The sequence below is a fragment of the Verrucosispora sp. CNZ293 genome (assembly GCF_002754655.1).
Map to the genome: position 1 here is coordinate 1,311,413 of NZ_PEFR01000001.1, position 19,387 is coordinate 1,330,799.

Annotated in this window: 21 protein-coding genes; 10 read left to right on the forward strand and 11 right to left on the reverse strand. The window is 69.8% G+C overall.

All coding sequences use genetic code 11. From position 1 onward, the window contains the following. Positions 1–74 precede the first annotated feature (74 nt). Together CLT74_RS06015 and CLT74_RS06020 are read left to right on the forward strand one after the other, a co-directional pair. Complete coding sequence (locus tag CLT74_RS06015) at positions 75–743, forward strand: HEAT repeat domain-containing protein (protein WP_099845660.1); 669 nt, start codon at positions 75–77, stop codon at positions 741–743. 6 nt (positions 744–749) lie between these two features. After that, a complete protein-coding gene (locus CLT74_RS06020) occupies positions 750–1,754 on the forward strand; it encodes a MerR family transcriptional regulator (RefSeq protein ID WP_099845661.1) in 1,005 nt (334 codons plus the stop codon). Between the two features lie 77 nt (positions 1,755–1,831). Here the strand turns inward: CLT74_RS06020 and CLT74_RS06025 are convergent, their stop codons facing one another. Together CLT74_RS06025 and CLT74_RS06030 are read right to left on the reverse strand one after the other, a co-directional pair. Beyond that, positions 1,832–2,647 carry an IclR family transcriptional regulator domain-containing protein gene (locus tag CLT74_RS06025; protein ID WP_099845662.1) on the reverse strand — a complete coding sequence of 272 codons (816 nt, stop codon included), beginning with the start codon at positions 2,645–2,647 and terminating at the stop codon, positions 1,832–1,834. Between the two features lie 31 nt (positions 2,648–2,678). Beyond that, the gene (locus CLT74_RS06030; RefSeq protein WP_099845663.1) at positions 2,679–4,136 is read right to left on the reverse strand and encodes an amidohydrolase family protein; all 1,458 of its coding nucleotides are present in this window, start codon (positions 4,134–4,136) and stop codon (positions 2,679–2,681) included. A 191-nt stretch (positions 4,137–4,327) separates the two neighbouring features. Between CLT74_RS06030 and CLT74_RS06035 the strand changes: the two genes are divergently transcribed. From CLT74_RS06035 to pdxY, 6 genes are all read left to right on the forward strand, one after another. Then, on the forward strand, positions 4,328–5,518 hold the full coding sequence (locus tag CLT74_RS06035) for a CoA transferase (protein WP_099851388.1): 1,191 nt from the start codon (positions 4,328–4,330) through the stop codon (positions 5,516–5,518). Beyond that, positions 5,515–6,303, forward strand: coding sequence for a citryl-CoA lyase (locus tag CLT74_RS06040; protein ID WP_099845664.1), 789 nt, complete (start codon positions 5,515–5,517; stop codon positions 6,301–6,303). The genes CLT74_RS06035 and CLT74_RS06040 overlap by 4 nt, the downstream gene beginning before the upstream one ends. Before the next feature lie 12 nt (positions 6,304–6,315). Next, on the forward strand, positions 6,316–7,179 hold the full coding sequence (locus tag CLT74_RS06045; RefSeq protein WP_099845665.1) for a DODA-type extradiol aromatic ring-opening family dioxygenase: 864 nt from the start codon (positions 6,316–6,318) through the stop codon (positions 7,177–7,179). Beyond that, positions 7,176–7,538 carry a hypothetical protein gene (locus CLT74_RS06050; protein WP_099845666.1) on the forward strand — a complete coding sequence of 121 codons (363 nt, stop codon included), beginning with the start codon at positions 7,176–7,178 and terminating at the stop codon, positions 7,536–7,538. The genes CLT74_RS06045 and CLT74_RS06050 overlap by 4 nt, the downstream gene beginning before the upstream one ends. A gap of 92 nt (positions 7,539–7,630) precedes the next feature. Next, positions 7,631–8,503: a quinone oxidoreductase family protein gene (locus tag CLT74_RS06055; protein WP_486582031.1), complete on the forward strand. Its 873-nt coding sequence runs from the start codon at positions 7,631–7,633 to the stop codon at positions 8,501–8,503. Between the two features lie 49 nt (positions 8,504–8,552). Beyond that, positions 8,553–9,404 carry a pyridoxal kinase PdxY gene (gene pdxY / locus CLT74_RS06060; protein WP_099845668.1) on the forward strand — a complete coding sequence of 284 codons (852 nt, stop codon included), beginning with the start codon at positions 8,553–8,555 and terminating at the stop codon, positions 9,402–9,404. A gap of 61 nt (positions 9,405–9,465) precedes the next feature. Here pdxY and CLT74_RS06065 read toward each other — a convergent pair whose 3' ends face one another. From CLT74_RS06065 to CLT74_RS06090, 6 genes are all read right to left on the reverse strand, one after another. Continuing rightward, positions 9,466–10,227, reverse strand: coding sequence for a hypothetical protein (locus CLT74_RS06065; RefSeq protein WP_143697082.1), 762 nt, complete (start codon positions 10,225–10,227; stop codon positions 9,466–9,468). 218 nt (positions 10,228–10,445) lie between these two features. Then, positions 10,446–10,868: a TetR-like C-terminal domain-containing protein gene (locus CLT74_RS06070; RefSeq protein WP_199172122.1), complete on the reverse strand. Its 423-nt coding sequence runs from the start codon at positions 10,866–10,868 to the stop codon at positions 10,446–10,448. Positions 10,869–10,978: 110 nt separating this feature from the next. Continuing rightward, positions 10,979–12,004 (reverse strand): sugar phosphate isomerase/epimerase family protein, encoded by a 1,026-nt coding sequence (locus CLT74_RS06075; protein WP_099845671.1) that lies wholly within the window; start codon positions 12,002–12,004, stop codon positions 10,979–10,981. A gap of 19 nt (positions 12,005–12,023) precedes the next feature. Then, the gene (locus CLT74_RS06080) at positions 12,024–14,156 is read right to left on the reverse strand and encodes a PQQ-dependent sugar dehydrogenase (RefSeq protein WP_486582032.1); all 2,133 of its coding nucleotides are present in this window, start codon (positions 14,154–14,156) and stop codon (positions 12,024–12,026) included. A 358-nt stretch (positions 14,157–14,514) separates the two neighbouring features. Next, a complete protein-coding gene (locus CLT74_RS06085; RefSeq protein ID WP_099845672.1) occupies positions 14,515–15,129 on the reverse strand; it encodes a dihydrofolate reductase family protein in 615 nt (204 codons plus the stop codon). Between the two features lie 74 nt (positions 15,130–15,203). Beyond that, positions 15,204–15,569: an MmcQ/YjbR family DNA-binding protein gene (locus tag CLT74_RS06090; protein WP_099845673.1), complete on the reverse strand. Its 366-nt coding sequence runs from the start codon at positions 15,567–15,569 to the stop codon at positions 15,204–15,206. A 111-nt stretch (positions 15,570–15,680) separates the two neighbouring features. On the opposite strand from CLT74_RS06090, the gene CLT74_RS06095 reads away from it, so the two are divergent. Then, positions 15,681–16,064: a nucleotide pyrophosphohydrolase gene (locus CLT74_RS06095; RefSeq protein ID WP_486582033.1), complete on the forward strand. Its 384-nt coding sequence runs from the start codon at positions 15,681–15,683 to the stop codon at positions 16,062–16,064. Here the strand turns inward: CLT74_RS06095 and CLT74_RS31155 are convergent. Beyond that, a complete protein-coding gene (locus CLT74_RS31155; RefSeq protein ID WP_486582034.1) occupies positions 16,061–16,432 on the reverse strand; it encodes a hypothetical protein in 372 nt (123 codons plus the stop codon). The genes CLT74_RS06095 and CLT74_RS31155 overlap by 4 nt on opposite strands. Positions 16,433–16,794: 362 nt before the next feature. Here CLT74_RS31155 and CLT74_RS06105 point away from each other — a divergent pair, with 362 nt between their 5' ends. Beyond that, complete coding sequence (locus tag CLT74_RS06105) at positions 16,795–18,543, forward strand: hypothetical protein (RefSeq protein ID WP_199172123.1); 1,749 nt, start codon at positions 16,795–16,797, stop codon at positions 18,541–18,543. A gap of 53 nt (positions 18,544–18,596) precedes the next feature. Here CLT74_RS06105 and CLT74_RS06110 read toward each other — a convergent pair whose 3' ends face one another. Continuing rightward, positions 18,597–18,899 carry a hypothetical protein gene (locus tag CLT74_RS06110; RefSeq protein ID WP_099845675.1) on the reverse strand — a complete coding sequence of 101 codons (303 nt, stop codon included), beginning with the start codon at positions 18,897–18,899 and terminating at the stop codon, positions 18,597–18,599. A gap of 23 nt (positions 18,900–18,922) precedes the next feature. Further along, complete coding sequence (locus tag CLT74_RS06115; RefSeq protein ID WP_099845676.1) at positions 18,923–19,288, reverse strand: RNase H family protein; 366 nt, start codon at positions 19,286–19,288, stop codon at positions 18,923–18,925. Positions 19,289–19,387 lie beyond the last annotated feature (99 nt).

A 19,387-nucleotide genomic window follows, 5' to 3' on the forward strand; every position in this document is an offset into this window, starting at 1 on the left:
GGCAATCTGCCGGCGCCCACGGCTTGACCTTGACAGAGTGACAAGGTCTTCACTGTGCCGAGGAGGTGGTCCGGATGAACACGCCGAAGGCGGCCACGGACACGGTGCGGATTCTCCGTGGGCTGGAGAGCGACAACCCGTCGGTGCGGCTGCGGGCGGCGCTGGCCGTCGGCACGACCCCCGACCCGGGGGCGGTCGACACGCTCGTCGCACGATGCGCCGTCGAGCCCGAGTTCTCGGTGCGCGAGATGCTCACCTGGGCTCTCGCCCGCCACCCGGCCGCACTGACCGTCCCCAGACTCGTCGAGGAACTGCGCTCCGGAACCGCCCAGGCCCGAAGCCAGGCGCTGCACACGCTGTCCAAGATCGGGGACCGGCGGGCGTGGCCGGCGATCACCCGGGCGCTGCTCACCGACGCCGACGACGAGGTGGCCCGCAGCGCCTGGCGGGCGGCGGTCGTCCTCGTACCCGACGGCGAGCAGGCCGAACTGGCCGCCGTATTGGCGACTCAGCTCGGGCGCGGCGGGCGGGAGACACAGTTGAGCCTCAGCCGGGCACTGATCGCGCTCGATGAGGTGAGCACGCCGATCCTGCACGCCGCGGCACGGGATGCCGACCCGGGGGTACGACAGCACGCGATCGCCACGGAACGTCTGCTCGACGACCCGGACGCCGGCTTCGAGTTCGCGATCGAGGAGGCGAAGCGCGTGGTGGCCCTCGGCGGCAACGATCGGACCCGGTGACCGGCGGTGCTGATCGGTGAGGTGGCCCGACGCTCCGGCGTCAGCGCCCGCATGCTCCGGCACTACGAGTCCCTCGGCCTGGTGGAGCCGACGGGACGCAGCGGAGCCGGATACCGGGAGTACTCCGGCGACGACATCCGGCGGATCTTCCACATCGAGAGCCTGCGGTCGTTGGGGCTGTCGCTGCGGGAGGTCCGGTGGGCGCTCGACGATCCCGGCTTCACCCCCGCACAGCTCGTGGCGGACCTGATCCAACAGACCCGGGAGCGGATCGCGGTGCAGACGGAACTGCTCACCCGCCTGCGTCGGATCGGGGCCGCGCAACCCGCCGACTGGGCGGACGTGCTCCAGACCGTCGCCCTGCTCCACGCCCTCGGCTCGGAGCACGCCGGACGACGCCAACGCGCCGCCCTGTCCTCGGCCGGCGAGGCGACGGTGCCGGTGGAGGCACTTGTCGAGGCGGTACTGAGCGAGGCGGATCCGAACGTCGCCGGTGCCCTGCGCTGGGCGCTGGCGCAGGCGGCCGACGGTGCACCGGCGCTGCTTGCCCCGGGCCTCGACGCACCCGACGCCGAGGTACGCAAACGCGCCGTCCAGTCCCTCGCCGAGATCCCCGACGGTGCCGCGACCGCGCTGCTGCTAGACGCCCTCTCCCACCCCGACCTCGTCGTCCGCAGGTACGCCGCGATCGCGCTCGGGGCACGCGGGGTGGCCGAGGCGATCCCGACGCTCGTCGAGATGGTCGTCGCGGAGACGAACGAGGCCGACGCGGCCGACGCACTGACCGCGCTGGCCGGTGAGCCCGCGGTGGCGGATCAGATCGCCACCCGACTCGTCGAGCGCCTCACCGACCCGAGCGTCGGGCCGCCCGAACGTCGCCGGCTGACGCAGGCGCTCGCCGACATTCCGGGCCGCACGGCCGCGACCGCGCTCGCCGAACTGTCCCACGACGAGGACCGTGCGGTCGCGCTCACCGCGACGTACGTCCTCACGCTGCGCGACGGGCGGTAGCGGGGCCCGGCCGATCCGTCTGTGCGGTCAGCTCGACAGCGTCGACACCACCGACCCGTCGACCGGCTCGCGGAGCATCAGCGCGGCTGAAGAGCCGCGTCCTGGAGCGCGTTGGGTACGGCGTCGAGCAGGGCCCAGTCCTGGCTGATGTCGGCGGCGGTGCAGAGCAGGCGCGGCAGGTGCTCCTCGGTGAGGGTGCGTACCGACGTTTCGGCCGCGTGGACTGTGACGTTGATGGCGGCCACCACCCGGCCCTGGCCGTCGCGGACTCCTGTGGCGACCGACCTGATGCCCGGGGCGAGATCCTCGTCGGCGAGGGCCCAGCCCCGGGCCCGCACCTCGCGCAGCGACGCGTCGAGAGCCGCCCGGTCGGGCTGCCAGCGGGGGGTGATGCCGGAGCGGCCGGGTACCGCGAGCAGTCTGTCGAGTTCGTCGTCGGTCAGGGCGGCGAGCAGCACCTTGCCCATCGAGGTGGCGGTGGCGGGGAAGCGGGTGCCGATGGTCACCGCCAGCGTGATGATCTTCGGTACGGCGACCCGGGTCACGTAGACGATGTCGCTGCCGTCGAGCTGGGCCATTGACGTCGACTCGTTGGTCTGGGTGACGAGGCGCTGCATGTGTGGCCGAGCGACCTCCCACACGCCCAACGCGTTGATGTACGTCATGCCGAGTTCGAGCACCCGGGGGGTGAGGGCGTAACCACGTTCGGCGGAGCGTACGTAGCCGAGGTCCTCGAGGGTGAGCAGGATCCGGCGGACGGTCGGCCGGGCCAGCCCGCTCGCACCGGCGATCTCGCTGAGCGTCATCACCTGTCGACCGGGCTGGAAGCAGCGCAGGACGTCGAGGCCACGAGCAAGGGCTTCGATGAAGTCGGGTCGGGCGTCGCGTGCCATCACTGCCTGCCTTCCGAGGGTCACCTGCCGGTCAATGCTTCCACTGCGCCGAGCCGGCGTCCCACTCGGTGTAGGTGTACGGGTTCTCCTGGATCTTCGTCTCCGGGATGTCGGGGTTCATGCCCTTGGCCCACGCCTCGGCGCCCATCTCGCCGACCAGGTGGTCGATGGTCTGCTCGACGTGCCGGCGGGCCTTGGCCAGGTCCACCCCGAGGAGCTTGTGGTCCTGCTTGACCAACCGACCGTTGACCACGACTGTGTGCACGTCGCCGCGCTGGGCCTGGAACGCGACGTGGCCGTACGGGTTGAGGATCGGGAACATCACCGGTGAACGGTCGTTCTTGATCAGTACGAGGTCGGCCTTCCTGCCCGTCGCCACGCTGCCCACCACGTCGTCCAGGCCGAGCGCGCGGCTGCCGCCCCGGGTGGCCCAGTCCACGACCTGCTCGGCGCGCAGCCGGCAGTGGGTGACGGTGTCGGCCCTGGCGTGCGCCTCCAGGTGCTCGCGGGAACGGTCGGCGCCGAGCGTGGTCCGCATCGCGGAGAACAGGTCGCCGCTCCACCAGACGCTTGTGTCCATCGACAACGACACCGGGATGTCGTGGTGGCACAGCGCCCAGGTGGGCGGGTAGCCCTGCCCCGCGCTCTGCTCGCTCTCCGTCGACACCGACACCGAGCCGCCGGTCGCGGCGATGCGATGGTACGAATCGTTTGTGAGCGTCGCGGCGTGTACGTACACCGTGGACGGGGTCATGAAGCCGTTCTCGTGCATCAGCCGGATGCCGTCGTCGTTTGTCGCACCCCACACCCCGGCGTGCGTGGTGACCGGCAGGTCCAGCTCCCGGGCCACCTCGAACGCGGCCCGCTCGGGGAAGGCCGGGTCGCCTGTCACGTCGAAGGCGAGTTGCAGGCCGAGCATGTCGTCCCGGCTGTGGAAACGCCGCTCGACGAAGTCGCGGAACTGCGGGCTGGTCGACCACTCCCACGGTCCCTGCTGGATGTTGCCGTACGCGAGCACGAAGCGGCCGGGCACCTCCCGCAGGGCGTCCACTGCGGCGTCGGCGTGGTCGGTGCTCTGCAGGCCGTGTGACCAGTCGACGGTGGTGGTGACACCGGCGTCGATCGCCTCGATGGCGGCGAGCAGGTTGCCGGCGTAGATGTCCTCGGGGCGGAACAGCTTGCCGGACTCCAGGTAGTACCAGACGAAGTACTGGGTCAGTGTCCAGTCGGCACCGTAGCCGCGCATCGCGGTCTGCCACATGTGCCGGTGGGTGTCGATCATTCCGGGCATGAGGATGCCACCGGACGCGTCGATCTCGATGGCGCCGTCGGGGGCGGCCAGCCCGACGCCGATGTCGGCGATCCGCTCGCCGACGACAAGGACGTCGGTGTCGGGCAGGACGCGGCGCGTGTCGTCCATGGTCAGGACGAGGCCGTTGCGGAACAGCAGGGGACGGTCGGGACTCGGGCCTGATACGGATGCGCTCATGGCGGTCAACTCCCAGCGGTGGTCGGTCCGGCCACTTAGCGGACACCTGTCCGTACTGTGGGCGGACCTGCGATGGGCGCTAGTGTGAGCGTCGGTTCCGGCAGGTGTCAACGGTTGACATGGCGCACTTCCGCTCGAATACTCGGCAGTCACGGACAGATGTCCGCCTGGCGGTCGGGAGTGGGATGTCGATGGCAACCGAGCACGGACGCGAACCGGAACCGACGGCGGGTGGTGGGCCGCTACGAGGCCTGCTGGTCGCCGATTTCTCCCGGATCCTGGCCGGGCCGTACGCCACCATGCTGTTGGCCGACATGGGCGCCGAGGTGGTCAAGGTGGAGAGCCCTGGGGGCGACGACACCCGCACCTGGATGCCGCCGGTACGCGACGGCGTCTCCACCTACTACCTGGGGATCAACCGCAACAAGCGGTCCATCGCCCTGGACCTGCGCGACCCCGACGACCTGGCGGTGGCCCGCGCCCTCGCCGGCCGGGCCGACGTGCTGATCGAGAACTTCAAGCCGGGCGGGCTGCGCCGCTTCGGCCTCGACTACGACACGGTGGCCACCGCCAACCCCCGGGTCGTCTACGCCTCGATCAGCGGCTTCGGCACCGGCCCCGGCGCCGCCCTGCCCGGCTACGACCTGATGGTGCAGGCCATCTCCGGCCTGATGAGCCTCACCGGCGACCCGGACGGCTCGCCGTACCGGGCCGGCATTTCCGTCTTCGACGTGATGACCGGCATGCACGCCACCATCGGCATCCTCGCCGCCCTGCACCACCGGGGCGCGGACGGACACGGCCAGCACGTCGAGGTCAACCTGCTCTCCTCGGCGCTGTCCGGACTTGTCAACCACTCCAGCGCCTACGTCGCCGGGGACACCGTGCCCTACCGGATGGGCAACGCGCATCCGAGCCTGTTCCCGTACGAGCCGCTGCCCACCGCCGACGGCGAGCTTGTCGTCATCGCCGGCAACGACGGTCAGTTCGCCAAGCTCTGCGAGGTGCTCGGCGTACCGGAGCTGGTGGACGACCCACGCTTCGGGCGCAACCAGGACCGCACCGCCAACCGCGAGGAACTGCGTCCACTCCTGCTGGAGCGGCTGCGTACCCGGGGCAAGGACGACTGGTTCCGTGACCTGATCGCCGCGGGCGTGCCGTGCGCCCCGATCAACACCATCGACGGCGGGGTGGCGCTCGCCGACGAACTCAACCTCAATCCCGTCGTCGAGGTCGGCGCCGGCGACCGCGCGGTGCCAAGCGTCCGGCACCCGATCACCTTCTCCGCCACCCCGGCCCGCTACGACCTGCCACCGCCCGGTCTCGACGAGCACGGCACCGAGATCCGTACCTGGCTAACCGAGAGGCAGGACCAGCCGTGACCAGCTTCCCGACCTCCATCGGCACCTCCGACGCGAGCAGCATCCGGCTGCTCGGCCAGGATCTCGCCGCCGACCTGATGGGCCACGTCGGCTTCGGCGAACTCGCCTTCTGGCTTGTCGCGCAGCGCCGCCCCACCCCGTCCGAGGTACGCGTCTTCGAGGCGGTGCTTGTCGCGCTCGCCGACCACGGGTTCACGCCGACGGCCATCGCCGCCCGGCTGACCTACCTCAGCGCCCCCGAGTCACTTCAGGGGGCGCTCGCCGCCGGACTGCTCGGCGGCGGCTCCCGCTTCCTCGGCGTCACCGAGGACTGCGGCCGGTTCCTCGCCGACACGCTCGCCGCCGTCGACGGCCCGCTGCCCACCGACGACGCAGGCTTCGACGACCTGGCCCGCGACGCCGTCACCGCCGCCCGGGCCGCCCGGCGGCTGGTCCCGGGACTGGGCCACCCCGTGCACAAGACCGAGGACCCGCGTACGCCGGTGCTGATCCGCCTCGCCGAGGAGGAGAAGCTGCGCGGGCCGCACCTTCGGCTGTTCGAGGCGATCGGCCGGGTCCACCCGGAGGTGCTGGGCCGGACCCTGCCGCTCAACGGCGCCGGGGTCTGCGGTGCTGCCCTGGCCGACCTGGGCCTGCCGGTCGACCTGCTGCGCGGCTTCGCGCTGCTGGCCCGCGCCGCCGGCCTGCTCGGGCACCTGGCCGAGGAACGCCGCACCCCGATCGGCATGGACGTCTACCTGACCGTCGACCGCAACGCCGCCTACACCACCCCCGACCCGTCCTGAGAGGAGCCGTCCATGGCCACACTGGCCGCGGTCATCGCCTCCACCCACCACCCCTTCTACTACCGGGCCAGCACCGCCCAAGGCGAGGACCGGCCACCCTTCGCCGACGAATGGGTACGCAAGATCACCGCGTTCCGGGAGACGCTCACCCGGGCCCGACCGGACGTGCTGGTGATGGTCGGCTCCGACCACTTCCACCAACTGTGGCTGGACAACATGCCGCAGTTCCTCATCGGCAAGGCGCCGTTCTACGACGCCAACTGGTACAACGAGGAACGCGAGTTCGGCCTGCCCCGGATGGTGCTGCGCGGCCAGGAAGACCTGTCGTCGTACCTGCTGCGCGAGGGCCTCGACGCCGGTTTCGACCTGGCGTACAGCAACGAGCTGCGTATCGACCACAGCATCACCTGCCCGATCATCACCCTGCGGCCCGAGGCCGACCTGCCGATCGTGCCGGTCTACACGAACATCTTCGCCCCGCCGCTGCCACAGCCGAAACGCTTCGTGCAGTTGGGCCGGACGATCCGCGAGCTTGTCGAGTCCTGGCCCGGCGACCAGCGGGTCGCCGTCGTCGGCACCGGGCACCTGTCGCTGGAACTGGGCGGGCCACGGCAGTTCGGCGCGCACGGCCCCGACCCGGAGTTCGACCGCCGGGCGGTGGAGTGGATCGCCAGCGGCGACCTGGAGGGCTGCCTGTCCGAGGTGACCCTGGACAGCCTGCACGCCCCCGGCAACGCCACCCACGGCTTCATGGACTTCATGCTGATGATGGGCGTGGCTGGTGAGGGCGCGAAGGCCGACTACGTTGACACGCTCGACCTGTTCCACACCATGGAGGCGTACTTCACCTGGTATCCGAACGGAGCGGCGGCATGAGCAGGTACCTGGTGAACAAGTTCCTCTACACGGTCGACCGCGACCCGGAGCTGGTCGAGCGCTACCGGGACGACCCGCGCGGCACGGTCACCTGGTGGGAGGCTGAACGCGCAAACCAGATCCTCAACTGTCACGTCCCCGAGGCGAGCACCTGGCTGCGGTTCGACGAGGTCGAGCGGGAGGCCCTGGCCACCCACGACTACGTCAAGCTGTTCGAGTTGGGTGCCCACCCGTTCCTGACCCTCACCCTGTTCATCGCGATGTTCGAACGCGACCACCCCGAACCGTTGGGCTTCCAGAAGGAGTACGCCCGCCGGCTGGCGCACTTTTCGCTGCCGTACCCGGACATCGCCACCTGATGGACGCCGCAGTCATCACCGCTTGCGGTCGCCCGCCCGCCGTCGAACGTCGCGAAGCACCACGACCGGGCGACGGGCAGGTGCGGGTCCGGATGGCCGCCGCCCCGATCACTCCGTTGGACGTCCTCTGCGCCACCGGCACCTCGTACTTCGGCACGCCGGCCACCCCGTACGTGCCCGGGGTTCAGGGTGTCGGCCACCTGGACGACGGCACGCCCGTGTGGTTCGCCACGCCGGCCGGCATGCGTCCCGGTGACGGCAGCATGGCCGAACACTGCGTCGTGCCGTACGCCGACGTCGTCGCTCTGCCCGACGGCGTCGACACCATCCTGGCGGCCCTCGGGCTCTCCGCGGTCGCCGCCCTGATGGCGCTCACCTGGCGCGGTGAGCTGAGTCCGGGGGAGCAGGTGGTGATCCTCGGTGCCGGCGGCGTCGTCGGTCAGGCGGCCGTGCAACTTGCCCGGCTGCACGGTGCCCGGCGGGTCGTCGCGGCGGCCCGGTCGCTCGCCGCCCGGGAACGGGCCCGCCTGCTGGGGGCCGACGCCGTCGTGCCCCTCACCGACACCGACGACGTGGACACCCTCGCCGGCCGGCTTGTCGACGCCTGCGACGGGCCAGCGGACGTCGTGCTCGACCCGCTGTTCGGCGTGCCGGCCGCCGCGGCACTGCGTACCCTCGCCGCGCACGGCCGGCTGGTCAACCTGGGCAGCTCGGCCGGCGACCAGGCACCATTCGACTCCGCGACGCTGCGCAGCCGCTCGCTGCGCATCCTCGGCTACACCAACAACGAACTCGACCCGGCGCAGCGGGCGCGGGCGATCCGGGAGATCGCCGACCACGTCGCCGCCGGTCGGCTCGCCGCGACCCACGAGACCGTGCCACTTGCCGACGTCGCCGACGCGTGGACCAGACAGGCAGCCGGTCGGGCCGACGGCCGGATCGTGCTGACCATGCCGAGGCGCTGAGTCGCTGCCCCCGGCCACATCGAGGGTCACCGACCGCCATGATGAGACGGTGAAGATCCTGTCCATCCAGTCCTCGGTCGCCTACGGTCACGTCGGCAACTCGGCGGCGGTGTTCCCGTTGCAGCGGCTCGGCCACGAGGTCTGGCCGGTGCTGACCGTGCACTTCTCCAACCACACCGGGTACGGCGCGTGGCGGGGACCGCTGCTCGCTCCCGCCGACGTCGCCGAGGTGATCGCCGGCATCGCCGACCGTGGCGTGCTCGGCGACGCCGACGCGGTGCTCTCCGGCTACCAGGGAGACCCGGCGATGGGCGCGGTGATCCTCGACGCGGTGACCCTGGTCAAGACCGCCAACCCGGACGCGCTCTACTGCTGCGACCCGGTGATGGGCGACGTCGGCCGGGGCATGTTCGTCCGGCCCGGCATCCCGGAGTACCTGCGCGACGTGGTGGTGCCCCGCGCGGACATCGTCACCCCCAACCAGTTCGAGCTGGAGTTCCTCGCCGGCCGTTCGACGAACACGATCGACGACCTGCTGACCGCCGTCGACGCGGTACGCGACACCGGGCCCCGGCACGTCCTGGTGACAAGCGTGCTGCACGGCGACCTGCCGGCGGGCTCGCTGGAGGTGGTGGCCGTCTCGGACGCCGGTGCCTGGGCGGTGACCACCCCGCTGCTGCCGATCACCCCCAACGGTGGTGGCGACGTCACCGCCGCCCTGTACCTGGCGCACCTGTCCACGACCGGTTCGCCCGCCACGGCGCTGGAACGCACCACCGCCTCGATCTTCGCGGTGCTGGAGGCCACCCTGGCGGCCGGCACCCGGGAACTCCAGCTGGTGGCCGCCCAGGCCGCCATCGCCGACCCACCCACCCGCTTCCCCGCCCGCCGGCTGCGTTAGTCGACCTGCATCGGCAATCGGCCCGAAGCGTGGGCGAAGGTTGCCCGCATCGAGCGGCATCTCACTCCGGTGAATCCACTTCCGCTGCTGTTCTTCTCGCCGGACCATCAGCATCAGCATCAGCCTCAGCGGCGGGGTCCGCCCAATCCTGGTCCTGCTCGCCGGAATCGTATTCAAGACTGTCAGGATCCTCGGATTCCTTGAGGCAGTCCTTGACGACCGCGAACGTGATCATGGCAGCGAGGACGAAGATCACGATAGCGACCACGAGGCCGATCCAGTCGAAAGTGCCGGTGATGTAGAAGATCGCGCCACCGAGTACTCCCACCAACGCACCGATGGCGGGATCGTTCAACTCGATGCGTAGTAACTCCGACAGTCCCACGAGCATCAGGGACATGGCGACCGGCGCCCAGAAGCCGAATGTGAAGTAAAGCCCGACGCTCCCGATGATCGTCAGACCGTAGAGCGTGACGAATTGCCGGCCCCATCTGGACAGGGCCATCGGTGCCATGACGGACAGACCGACGAGCATCATCAGTACGCCTACCTGTCGTGTACCGAGGTGGCTGGTGGGCGCGGCGAGCAGTCCGCCACCCCAGCCGGACAGGATGGGGCCCCAGACCGAGCGGAAGACGAGGCTGTTGTCGGAGATGCCGCTGGTCTCGGCCTGGTCGGTGGCCATTTCGGGCACCTCGATTGCCTGCCGCCGCACTGCGCCTGACCGGAAAGATTTGCGTGCATAGTAGACCTGCATCGCGGACAAAAGCATGCTCCCCGCGCCGATCAGCAGCCCCACCACGACGCTCCACCGTTCTTCCACCCTGGCAGGCTAAAGGCGCGTGTCGCGTACCCATGTCCACCGAAACGCCATTCCGGCAGCTGAGAAAGGGGCGTCATCCAGAACGTTAGTACCGCGGGTTACGCAGGTTGTGGTAGCCGGAGCGCGGGCCGCCGCTGCGCTGCGCCGGTGGCTATCCGGGGAGCCACGGTGGTTGGTCGAGCAACTGCCGATCGCCGAGGTGCTCCGGCCCGGTGGCGTCAAGGGCTGGTGCGACGCCGACCGGTCTCGGGCTTCTCCGGCGCGGCCGGTGGTGGGTAGCCGACGGCGGGCCGGATCGCCTGGTCGACGATGGCCGCGAGGGTCTGCCCGTCCGGCGGGGCACCGTCGTCCAGCAACCGTTTCAGGGTCATTGCCTCGCCGATGTCCACCACCACCGGGGTGAGCAGCGCGGGGTCGAGTTGTCCCCGGTCGGCGCAGTGCCGCAGCACGGTGCTGGTGAAGGTGCCGCCCCGGACGTCGAAGACCCGGCTGTAGAGGGTTTCGGCCAGGTCGGGGTGGCTGTGCCGCTCGGCCAGGATCCTGGTGGCGGCGGTGCCGACGGGGCTGACGATCCAGGCGACGAGTTGGCCCAGCGCCTCGATCAGGTCGCCGCGCAGGCCGGTGACGCCGGTCTCGGCCACCTCGGCCAGGACGCTGCTGCGTCGCCTGACCTTCCGGAACGCCCACTGACCGTGGGGGTCAGGGTCGACGGCTGTCGACCCTGACCCCCGATCGATCGGCGACGAGACCGTCAGTACCGCAGATTACGCAGGTAGCGGTAGCCGACCTCGGCGGTGCGTTGCGGCGTCACGTCGGGAGTGTCGTTCTCCACGATGTACTCCAGCACCGAGTGCTTCCGGAAGATCCGGGCGAAATCGATCATCCCGGTGCCCAGGTCGGCCATGTCGCCGTCGGCGGCGTGCCGGTCCTTGACGTGGTACTGGAGCACCCGCTGCGGAGCGGAGCGGATGACGTCCAGGGTGAAGCCCTCGGGGTCCGTCACACCGTCACCGGACTCGATGCCGCCGGTGACCGCCCAGTAGATGTCGATCTCCAGGTGGACGAGCCGGGGGTCCAGCTCCTCGGTCAGGATGTCCCACGGGGTCCGACCGTCGCCGAGGTCGATTGTGAACTCGTGGGCGTGGTTGTGGTAGCCGTACCGCAGACCCGCTCGGGCCGCTGCGGCGGCCTCCACGTTCATCTGCTCCGCCCACCGCTTCCAGTCGTCGGCGTTCTCCGAGTAGAGGTAGGGCACCACCATGAACTTCTGCCCGAGCGTGACCGCGTTGCGGATCTTCTCCTGTAGCGCGGCGGGAGTTTCGCTGATCCCGTCGTGGCTGGACGTCGCCTTGACACAGATGCTGTCCAGGAAGCGACGCAGCTGGGCGGCGTTGCGGCCGAAGTAGCCGAGTGCCAGCTCCACCTTCGGGTAGCCGATCCGGGCGAGGTGCCGCAGTGTGGCGTCGTACCCCGGCTCGCCGTTCAACGCGTCGCGGACCGTCCACAACTGGATGCTGATCAGCCCCGGCGGCACCCGCCGCCGGCCAGCATGCCCGTGCCCGTGCCCGTGCCCGTGCCCGTGCCCGTGCCCGTGCCCGTGCCCGTGCCCGTGCCCGTGCCCGTGCCCGTGGCCGGGCTTGGCGGCGGCGGCTGTCGCGCCGACGCCCGCCGTGGCGAGGCCGACACCGGCCATCGCGGCAACCGAGCCGCGTAGCAGGCCCCGCCGGTCGAGGACGGAACGCCGCAGGGCGGCCATCCCGTCATAGCCGTAACACATGATGACTCCTCTCGTGGGTCTACACGCCCGGAACCAGGACGACCTGGTCGGTCCCGGTCAGCGGCGGCAGGCCGTCGTCACCGGGGTCGGTGTAGGAGGCGACGAACACGGCGGACAGGTTGTCGGTCTCCGGGTCGTGACCGGAGGGCACGGTGGTCAGGATCGAGCCGGTGCAGCCGTTGGCGGTGGTCTGCGGGTGGCCGTGGTCGTCGTGGCCGAGGATGTACGTCACACTGACCCGGGCACAGTCGACCGGTTGATCGTCGGTGACCTGGACCTCGTACCGGATGGTGTCGCCGAAGGCGAAGGGTTGACCCTCGACCGGCGCGATCAGCTCGACCACCGGCTCGGCGTTGCCGACCACGACGCGCACCGACGCCGACGCCGAACGCCCCTTCTGGTCGGTCACCTTGAGCGTCGCCTCGTAGCTGCCGTTCTCGCGGTAGGTGAACGTCGGGTTCGCCGACCGCGAGTCGACCCGGTTGTCGTCGTCCAGGTACCACTCGTACCGCAGTCGGTCGCCGTCCGGGTCGGCGGTGCCCTCGCTTGAGAACTCCACGGTCAACGGGGCAAGACCCGCGGTCTGGCTGGCCGAGACCGACGGGACCGGGCTGCGGTTGCCGTCCCAGCCGATGTGGTCGATCCGGGTCAGCTGCGCCTCCGGGTTCTCGCTGAAGAAGCCGTCGCCGTACTCCAGGGCGTAGAGCGCGCCGTCCCGGCCGAACTCCAGGTCCATCGGGTTGTCGAAGACCACCGAGGGCAGCACCGGCTCGATTCCGCTGAGCTTGCCGCGCCGGTCGAGCTGGAACGCCTTGACGTAGTCGCGGGTCCACTCGTAGAACAGCGGCTTGCCGTCGTAGTACGCCGGCCACGCCACCGGGTTGCGGCCCCGGGTGGTGGAGCGGTCGAAGCGGTACGCGGGACCGGCCATCGGACCGATGCCGCCGGTGCCCAGCTCCGGGAACTCGGGGGACAGGCCGTAGCCGTACCACACGTCCGGCTGCTGCGTCGCTGGCAGCTTCCGCAGCCCGGTGTTGTTCGGCGACTCGTTCACCGGTGCCGCGCAGTCGAACTGCGCGGCCGACTCCTCGGTGGCGAAGTCGTAGTCCCGGTACGGCAGTTGCGGGGTGATGCAGTAGGGCCAGCCGTGGTTGCCGGCCTTGCGCGCCACGAACCACTTGCCGTGTCCCGCCGGTCCGCGCAGCGGATCGGGCTGGCCGGCGTCCGGTGAGTAGTCGGCGACGTACAGGTCGTCGGTCTTGCGGTCCAGTTCGATTCGGAACGGGTTACGCAGGCCCATCAGGTAGATCTCCGGCCGGGTGCCGCGCGTGCCGGGCTTGAACAGGTTCCCCTTGGGGATGCTGTACCTGCCGTTGGCGCCGACCTTGATCCGCAGGATCTTGCCGCGCAGGTCGTTGGTGTTGGCCGAGGTGCGCTGCGCGTCGTACGCGGGGTTGCGCCCCGGCCGCTCGTCGATCGGGGCGTAGCCACCGGACTCGAACGGGTTCGTGTCGTCCCCGGTGGACAGGTACAGGTTGCCCTTGGCGTCGAAGACGATGTCCCCGCCGACGTGGCAGCAGATGCCCCGGTCCACCGGCACGTCGAGGATCTGCTGCTCGCTGCGCAGGTCCAAGGTGTCCTTGACCAGGCGGAACCGGGACAGTCGAATGACGCCCTCGAACGGCGCGAGTTCCTCCTCGGTGCCCCAGACCGGCGCGTCACCCTCGTTGACGTCCGGCGTGGACGGATCGTCGACAGGAGTGTTCATCGGCGGCGAGTAGTACAGGTAGACCCAGTTGTTGCCGCCCCGGCCGAAGTTCGGGTCGATCGCGACGTTCTGCAGACCCTCCTCGTCGTGCTGGTAGACGTCCAGGGTCGCGGCGATCGTGTTGCGGCCGGTGTCGGGGTTGTGCAGCCACACCACTCCGGCGCGGGTCACGTGCAGCACCCGGCCGTCGGGCAGGACGGCGAGGTCCATCGGCTCGCCGGGGCGGTCGTTGAGGGTGACCTTCTGGAAGGCCGTGTCGGGTGGGGGGCTTGTGGTGCCGGGCGCGGCCGTGGGGGTGGTCGGCGCGGCCATCGAGCTGGCGGGCGGGGCGACGAGCGTGATGGTCGTCAGGCCCGCCACGGCGAGCGCGAGTCGTCTCTTCAACTGCCTCTCCTTGGTGTGAGGACGGGTCGGGCAGGTCGGGACGTGCGGGATCTGGGCTTCTCCTCCGGATGTCGGGCAGCACCGAACGGCCCGTTGAACCGCCGGTAGGCGGTGCGGGCGCGGAAACTGGAGGTTGGGGTAGGTGTCCGAGGGGCCGTCGGAGGTCACGATCGAGGCGCTGGCCCCTGTGGCGGTTCACCGCGTCGTAACATCCGGGGTGAAGCTAACAAAAGCGATGTCGATGTGTCTATGGCTTCTGCCAGATTCAGGGGAACTTTCGGATCCAGCAGCGAAAGCATTGTCCACGCAGGAAAAACCGCCCTCAGCGGCTGAGGGCGGTGCCTGTCGGATCGACGGCTCAGTGCGGCCCGTCAGACGATCCGGCGGTGTTGCGGGCGCCCCGTACCGCGTACCGGTGCATCGTGACGCCCTGATCGAACGACGCCTGCTCGATCAGGTCGAGCTGGACCGGTTCGTCATGCGCGTCGAACAGCGGCCGACCGGTGCCGAGTACGACGGGGTGGGTGAAGAGCAGCAGTTCGTCGAGCAACCCGGCCCGCAGCAGGCTGGTGGCCAGGGTGGCGCCGCCGACCCCGATGTCGCCGGCGGTCTGCTCCCGCAGCCGCGCGAGTTGCTCGACCGCGTCGTCACCACCGATGACCCGGGTGTTGTGCCCGGTGTCGGCGCGGGTGCGGGAGACGAGCACCTTGGGCATCGAGGTCCAGATCTCGCCGTACTCACGCAGGTAGTCCGGCAGAGATTCGTCGTCGCGGGCGGCCGGCCAGAACGCCTCCATCGTCTCATAGATCGTGCGGCCCTCGACCATCAGCGACATCGCCCGCGCCCGCGCGTTGAACTCCCGGTGCAACGGCTCCCCGATGCGCATCCAGTCGCCGCCGCCCTGCTCATTCAGGGCGCGCTCGATCCGCAGATCGACAGACACGTTCATCCAGTACACGAACCGACCCGACACGCTGTCTCCCAGGTTGTAGTGATCTGCAACTGCTTCCGGCCCGACGTCGGGCGTCGGTCTGGTTGTCCCCACCCTCAGGGCGTGTCGAGCCGGGCGAGCAGGGCCCGAGGCGCCACCGCCCGGTAGCCGTCCTCGATGACCTCGGCCAGCTCGGCCTCGCCGATGCCGCTGTCGAGGCGTACGCCGACCCAGCCGCGATGCCCCACATAGGGCGGGCGGAAGTAGGTCTGCGGATTCTCCGCGATCAACTCGACGGCCGCACCCGACGGCGCGGCACACCACAGGTGGGCGAAATCGTCCTGGTGATGGCCGTCCGGCCAGACGGTGGCGAACGACCTCTTGCCCCGGACGAACCAGGTCGGGGTGCCGTGACTGAGCCGCTCGCTGACCTCGGGAAGCCGCAGGCAGGCCCGCCGGACGATCGCCACCATGTCGGTCATCGGCCCACGCTACGACACCGGTCCGACAGAAGCCGCCAGCGTGTCCGGTGCGCTCGCCACCGACCCGGTCCTCGGACCTGCCGGGTCAGCGTTCGACGGTAGGTTCGGCCCGTGGCGCACGAACCGAACGACCCCGGGTTGGCCGACCTCGTGTACCGGCTGCGCCAGTTCGCCGACGAGCGTGACTGGCAACGGTTCCATACCCCGAAGAACCTGGCGATGGCACTCGCCGGCGAGGTGGGCGAGCTGGTCGCGGAGTTCCAGTGGCTCACTCCGGAGGAATCCACACAGGTGATGGCAGACCCCGAGCATGGCGCACGGGTGCGCGCCGAGATCGGTGACGTCATGATCTATCTCGCCCGGCTGTGCGACATCCTGGGCATCGACCCGGTGGCGGCCGCCAGCGACAAGTTGACCGAGGCCGCTCGACGCTACCCGGTCGAGCGGTCGTACGGATCGGCGGCCAAGGCTCCAGCGACCGACCGCACCGGCTAACCGCGAACACCCTGACCCATTTGGTAAACAGCACGACCGAACACCGCGCTGAGTGTCAGCTGTCGATGACGCGGAGAAACACCGTGCCGGTCGCCCGTGTCGAGGTAGACGACGCCGCTGTACTTCGAGGTCCGCACGTCCTTGGCGTACTGGTCGGTCACGTGCCAGGTGCCGCCCTCGGGCAGGAACGGGCGTAGCTCGGCGCTCAGCACCTCCTCCCACCCGGCCGGCGCCGGGCTCCACTCGTGCCGTTTGACGGTCGCCACCAGAGTGGCGGCACGCAGGACCACGACGGCTGCGATGCGGGTGTCGGTCGGGCCGGGTACCCGAGGATCTGCCGCACCGGCCGTCGACGCCTGCCAGTGCACCTCGACGAATTCGCCGAGCTACGGAAACCGCTTGGCGATCGGCTCCCGGTCGGTCCGGACCAGTGGCGGGCTCACGCTTGTGGTTCTTTCGGTCGGTTGCCCATCACCGCCAACGCAGCCGAAGAGGGCAAGGGCGACAGCGCCTGCCAGGCAGAGTCCCGCACGCCGGTCAGCCACTGGAACGCCCGTCCGCACGATCCTCACCCCGGGGCATAGCGTTCGGGACCGGTGCCACCGCAGGGACGTGGATTGCCAGTGAACCGCGGGGCGTCGAGCCGTAGGCTTCGGCAGTGAACATGACGGCCTCCGGCCGTTGCGTGCCCCCGGTGGGAGGAGATCGAATGCCGGACCCTTCGAGCTCGATGGAGATCGCTGAGCCTGAGGAGACCTGCCACAGTGACGACGCCGGTGCCGCCACTGTGGACGATCCGACAGCCAACTCGGACATCGACCCGACCGCGGCATCGACGGTCGTGGCGGAAGTGCTCCCCGGGGTTGCTGTCGTCTTCGGTGAGGTTCCGGCGGAACTCAAGCTCGACTTGATCGACTTTGGGCTCGTGCCAGCCGCGGACCGCAAGCAGATCTCCACGTTCCTCGCCTCGATCGGTAACACGGCGACGGTGGCCGGCAACCTCGGAAACGCATTCGGCAGCGTGCAGGGACTTTACCGGATCAGCGACGCGACGCAGGCGATACTGAAGACCGGCGGAACGCTCGCGGTCAAGGATGGCGCGAACCTTGGCACAGTCATCTCCTCCGGTCGCTTCGTCGCTCAGGCCCGCTTCATCCCCGTGACTGCGGTGAGCGCGGCGCAGATCGCGGTCGCGATCGGGCCGGTACTGGCCATGATCGCCCTTCAGATGCAGCTGAGTAAGGTCACCGGCCTCGTTCGGACCAACATCGCGCTGACGAGCCAGGTCCTCACCACGATCCGTAACGAGCAGTGGGCCGAACTGACAGGGCTCGTCGCCACCATCGACCGCGCGATCGACCACGCGCGAGAGGTCGAATCGGTACCCGCCTCCTTGTGGCACAAGGTCGCGGACAAGGAGGCGGACCTGGGTAAACAAGTCGAGCTGTACCGACAGAACGTCCGCGACCACATCGCACGGATTCAACAACCCGACCCGCACGGCCGGCGTGAGTACCTCCAGGCGAACGCCTCCGCAATCTTCTTCGACGCCAACGCCCTCCTGTCTTCCCTCAAGGCATGGACCGGGTATCAGGCGCTACATGCGGCGCGAGCACGGACCGCCGGATCCGACGACGCCGACGAGGCACGCCTCGTCGACATCATCGCGCGCGAGACCGGCAAAGAACTCGAGTCCTCTCTTGCCGAGACGACCAGCCTCGTCGACTCGCTGAGGCGGGAGCTACGCATCATCGCCGAACTTCCCGGACGCGACACACTGCCACTGTTGGGGAAGCGGAGCGACTCGAATGCGGCCCGTCAAATCTCCACCCGTCTGCTCGAGGCGATCGAGCCTCTTGCCGATGCGCTTCATCCGCCGGCTCCTCCGCTCGAGGGCCCGGGCGTCGTCTGCGCACCCACATCGCTAGATCTCAAGCCGTACCTGCGCATCCTGCGATGGTTCACCGAGGACGCTGAGACCCTCCGTGTCCTCGGCTTCCCCGACGAGATGGATCCACTCGACCCGGTTTCCGCGATCTTCAGCGGCGCGAAGGAGATGCTGGTGGCAGCGAGGGACAAGCCGCCGGCCAACACTCTGGTCGCCATCACTGATCGCCGCATCATCACGGCTAGGACACAGGCCTTCCTCGAGCAAGGCGAAATCCGGCGGGACATCTCGCTTGACCAGGTCCGGTACGTCCGGGCGGCGACCACACAGGACAAGAGCGGACGCCTGGCCATCGACCTCATCACGCGCGACGAGAACATCCGATGGCTCTTCCGCGCCGACATCGACAACGGCGAGGTGGACGCGCTTGCCGCCGTGCTTGCCGAGTCGATGACGATCCCGGACGCTGAACGCGAGGAGCTACAACGGCGGCCCGGTGCCCCCATCGAGGCGGCCGACAAGGACGAGAGCGCTGGCACGAGTTCCAGGAAACCAACTGGATCCGAGGCCACGACCGGCAACGCCGAGTAGACCCCAAGTCGACTGACGAAAGGCGCAGGCAGGCCCACCGGACGCGGTTACGGTCACCGGGTCTGGTCCCAGGGGCGGCGGGCGGCGCGTAGGTGGGAGACGAGGGTGTCGACCGGGATGCCCAGCACGGCGGCGAGCAGCGTCAGCGGCTCGGGATGACCCTGCGCGGTGAGTTCGTCGAAGATCTCCAGCAGGACACGCCGCCGGAACTCCTGCGCTTCCGGGCCGGCGGGCAGCGCGGCGATGCGTTGCTGCACGTACCGGCGCGTGACGAGATGGCACGAGGCCTGCTCACTGGTTCGCGGCGGGTCGGGCAGGTCGTCGGGCGGTGACACCGGGCCGTGGTCGTTCGACATCCCTCTCCCCGTGATCGACGCGGTCAGCATGTGGCGTGCCAGTCACGCAGGAACGCGTCGACCAGGTCGTGTGCCCGTGGGCGTACGTCGAAGACCTCGCCGAGCCGACGGCGGGCCGTGTGCGACAGGGCGTCGGCCGCCTCGTTGAGCGCGTGGCCGGTGTGCGCCTTCACGTGCGTGAAGGACAGATCAGGCCGCCGGGCCACGAGCTGTGCCAGGCGGACGAGGGTGGGCTGCGGCGACCACCGACGTGGACGCAGTTCCCAGCCGGCCGGCATCGCCTCGGTTTGGCCGGCTTGCCAGCGGTGTAGGTACCGCAGGGCGGTGGTGCGCTCGCGCAGGGGAGCGGGGAGCAGGTCCAGGACATGCAGGATCTCATCGGTACGCACGACGCCCCCTGACGTCTCGCGAGGGATGGGAAGGGGCGCCGGAGCGAGACGGTGGGCTCGCCCCGGCACGGCAAAGCTGATGTCTTAGGCGGATCAGGT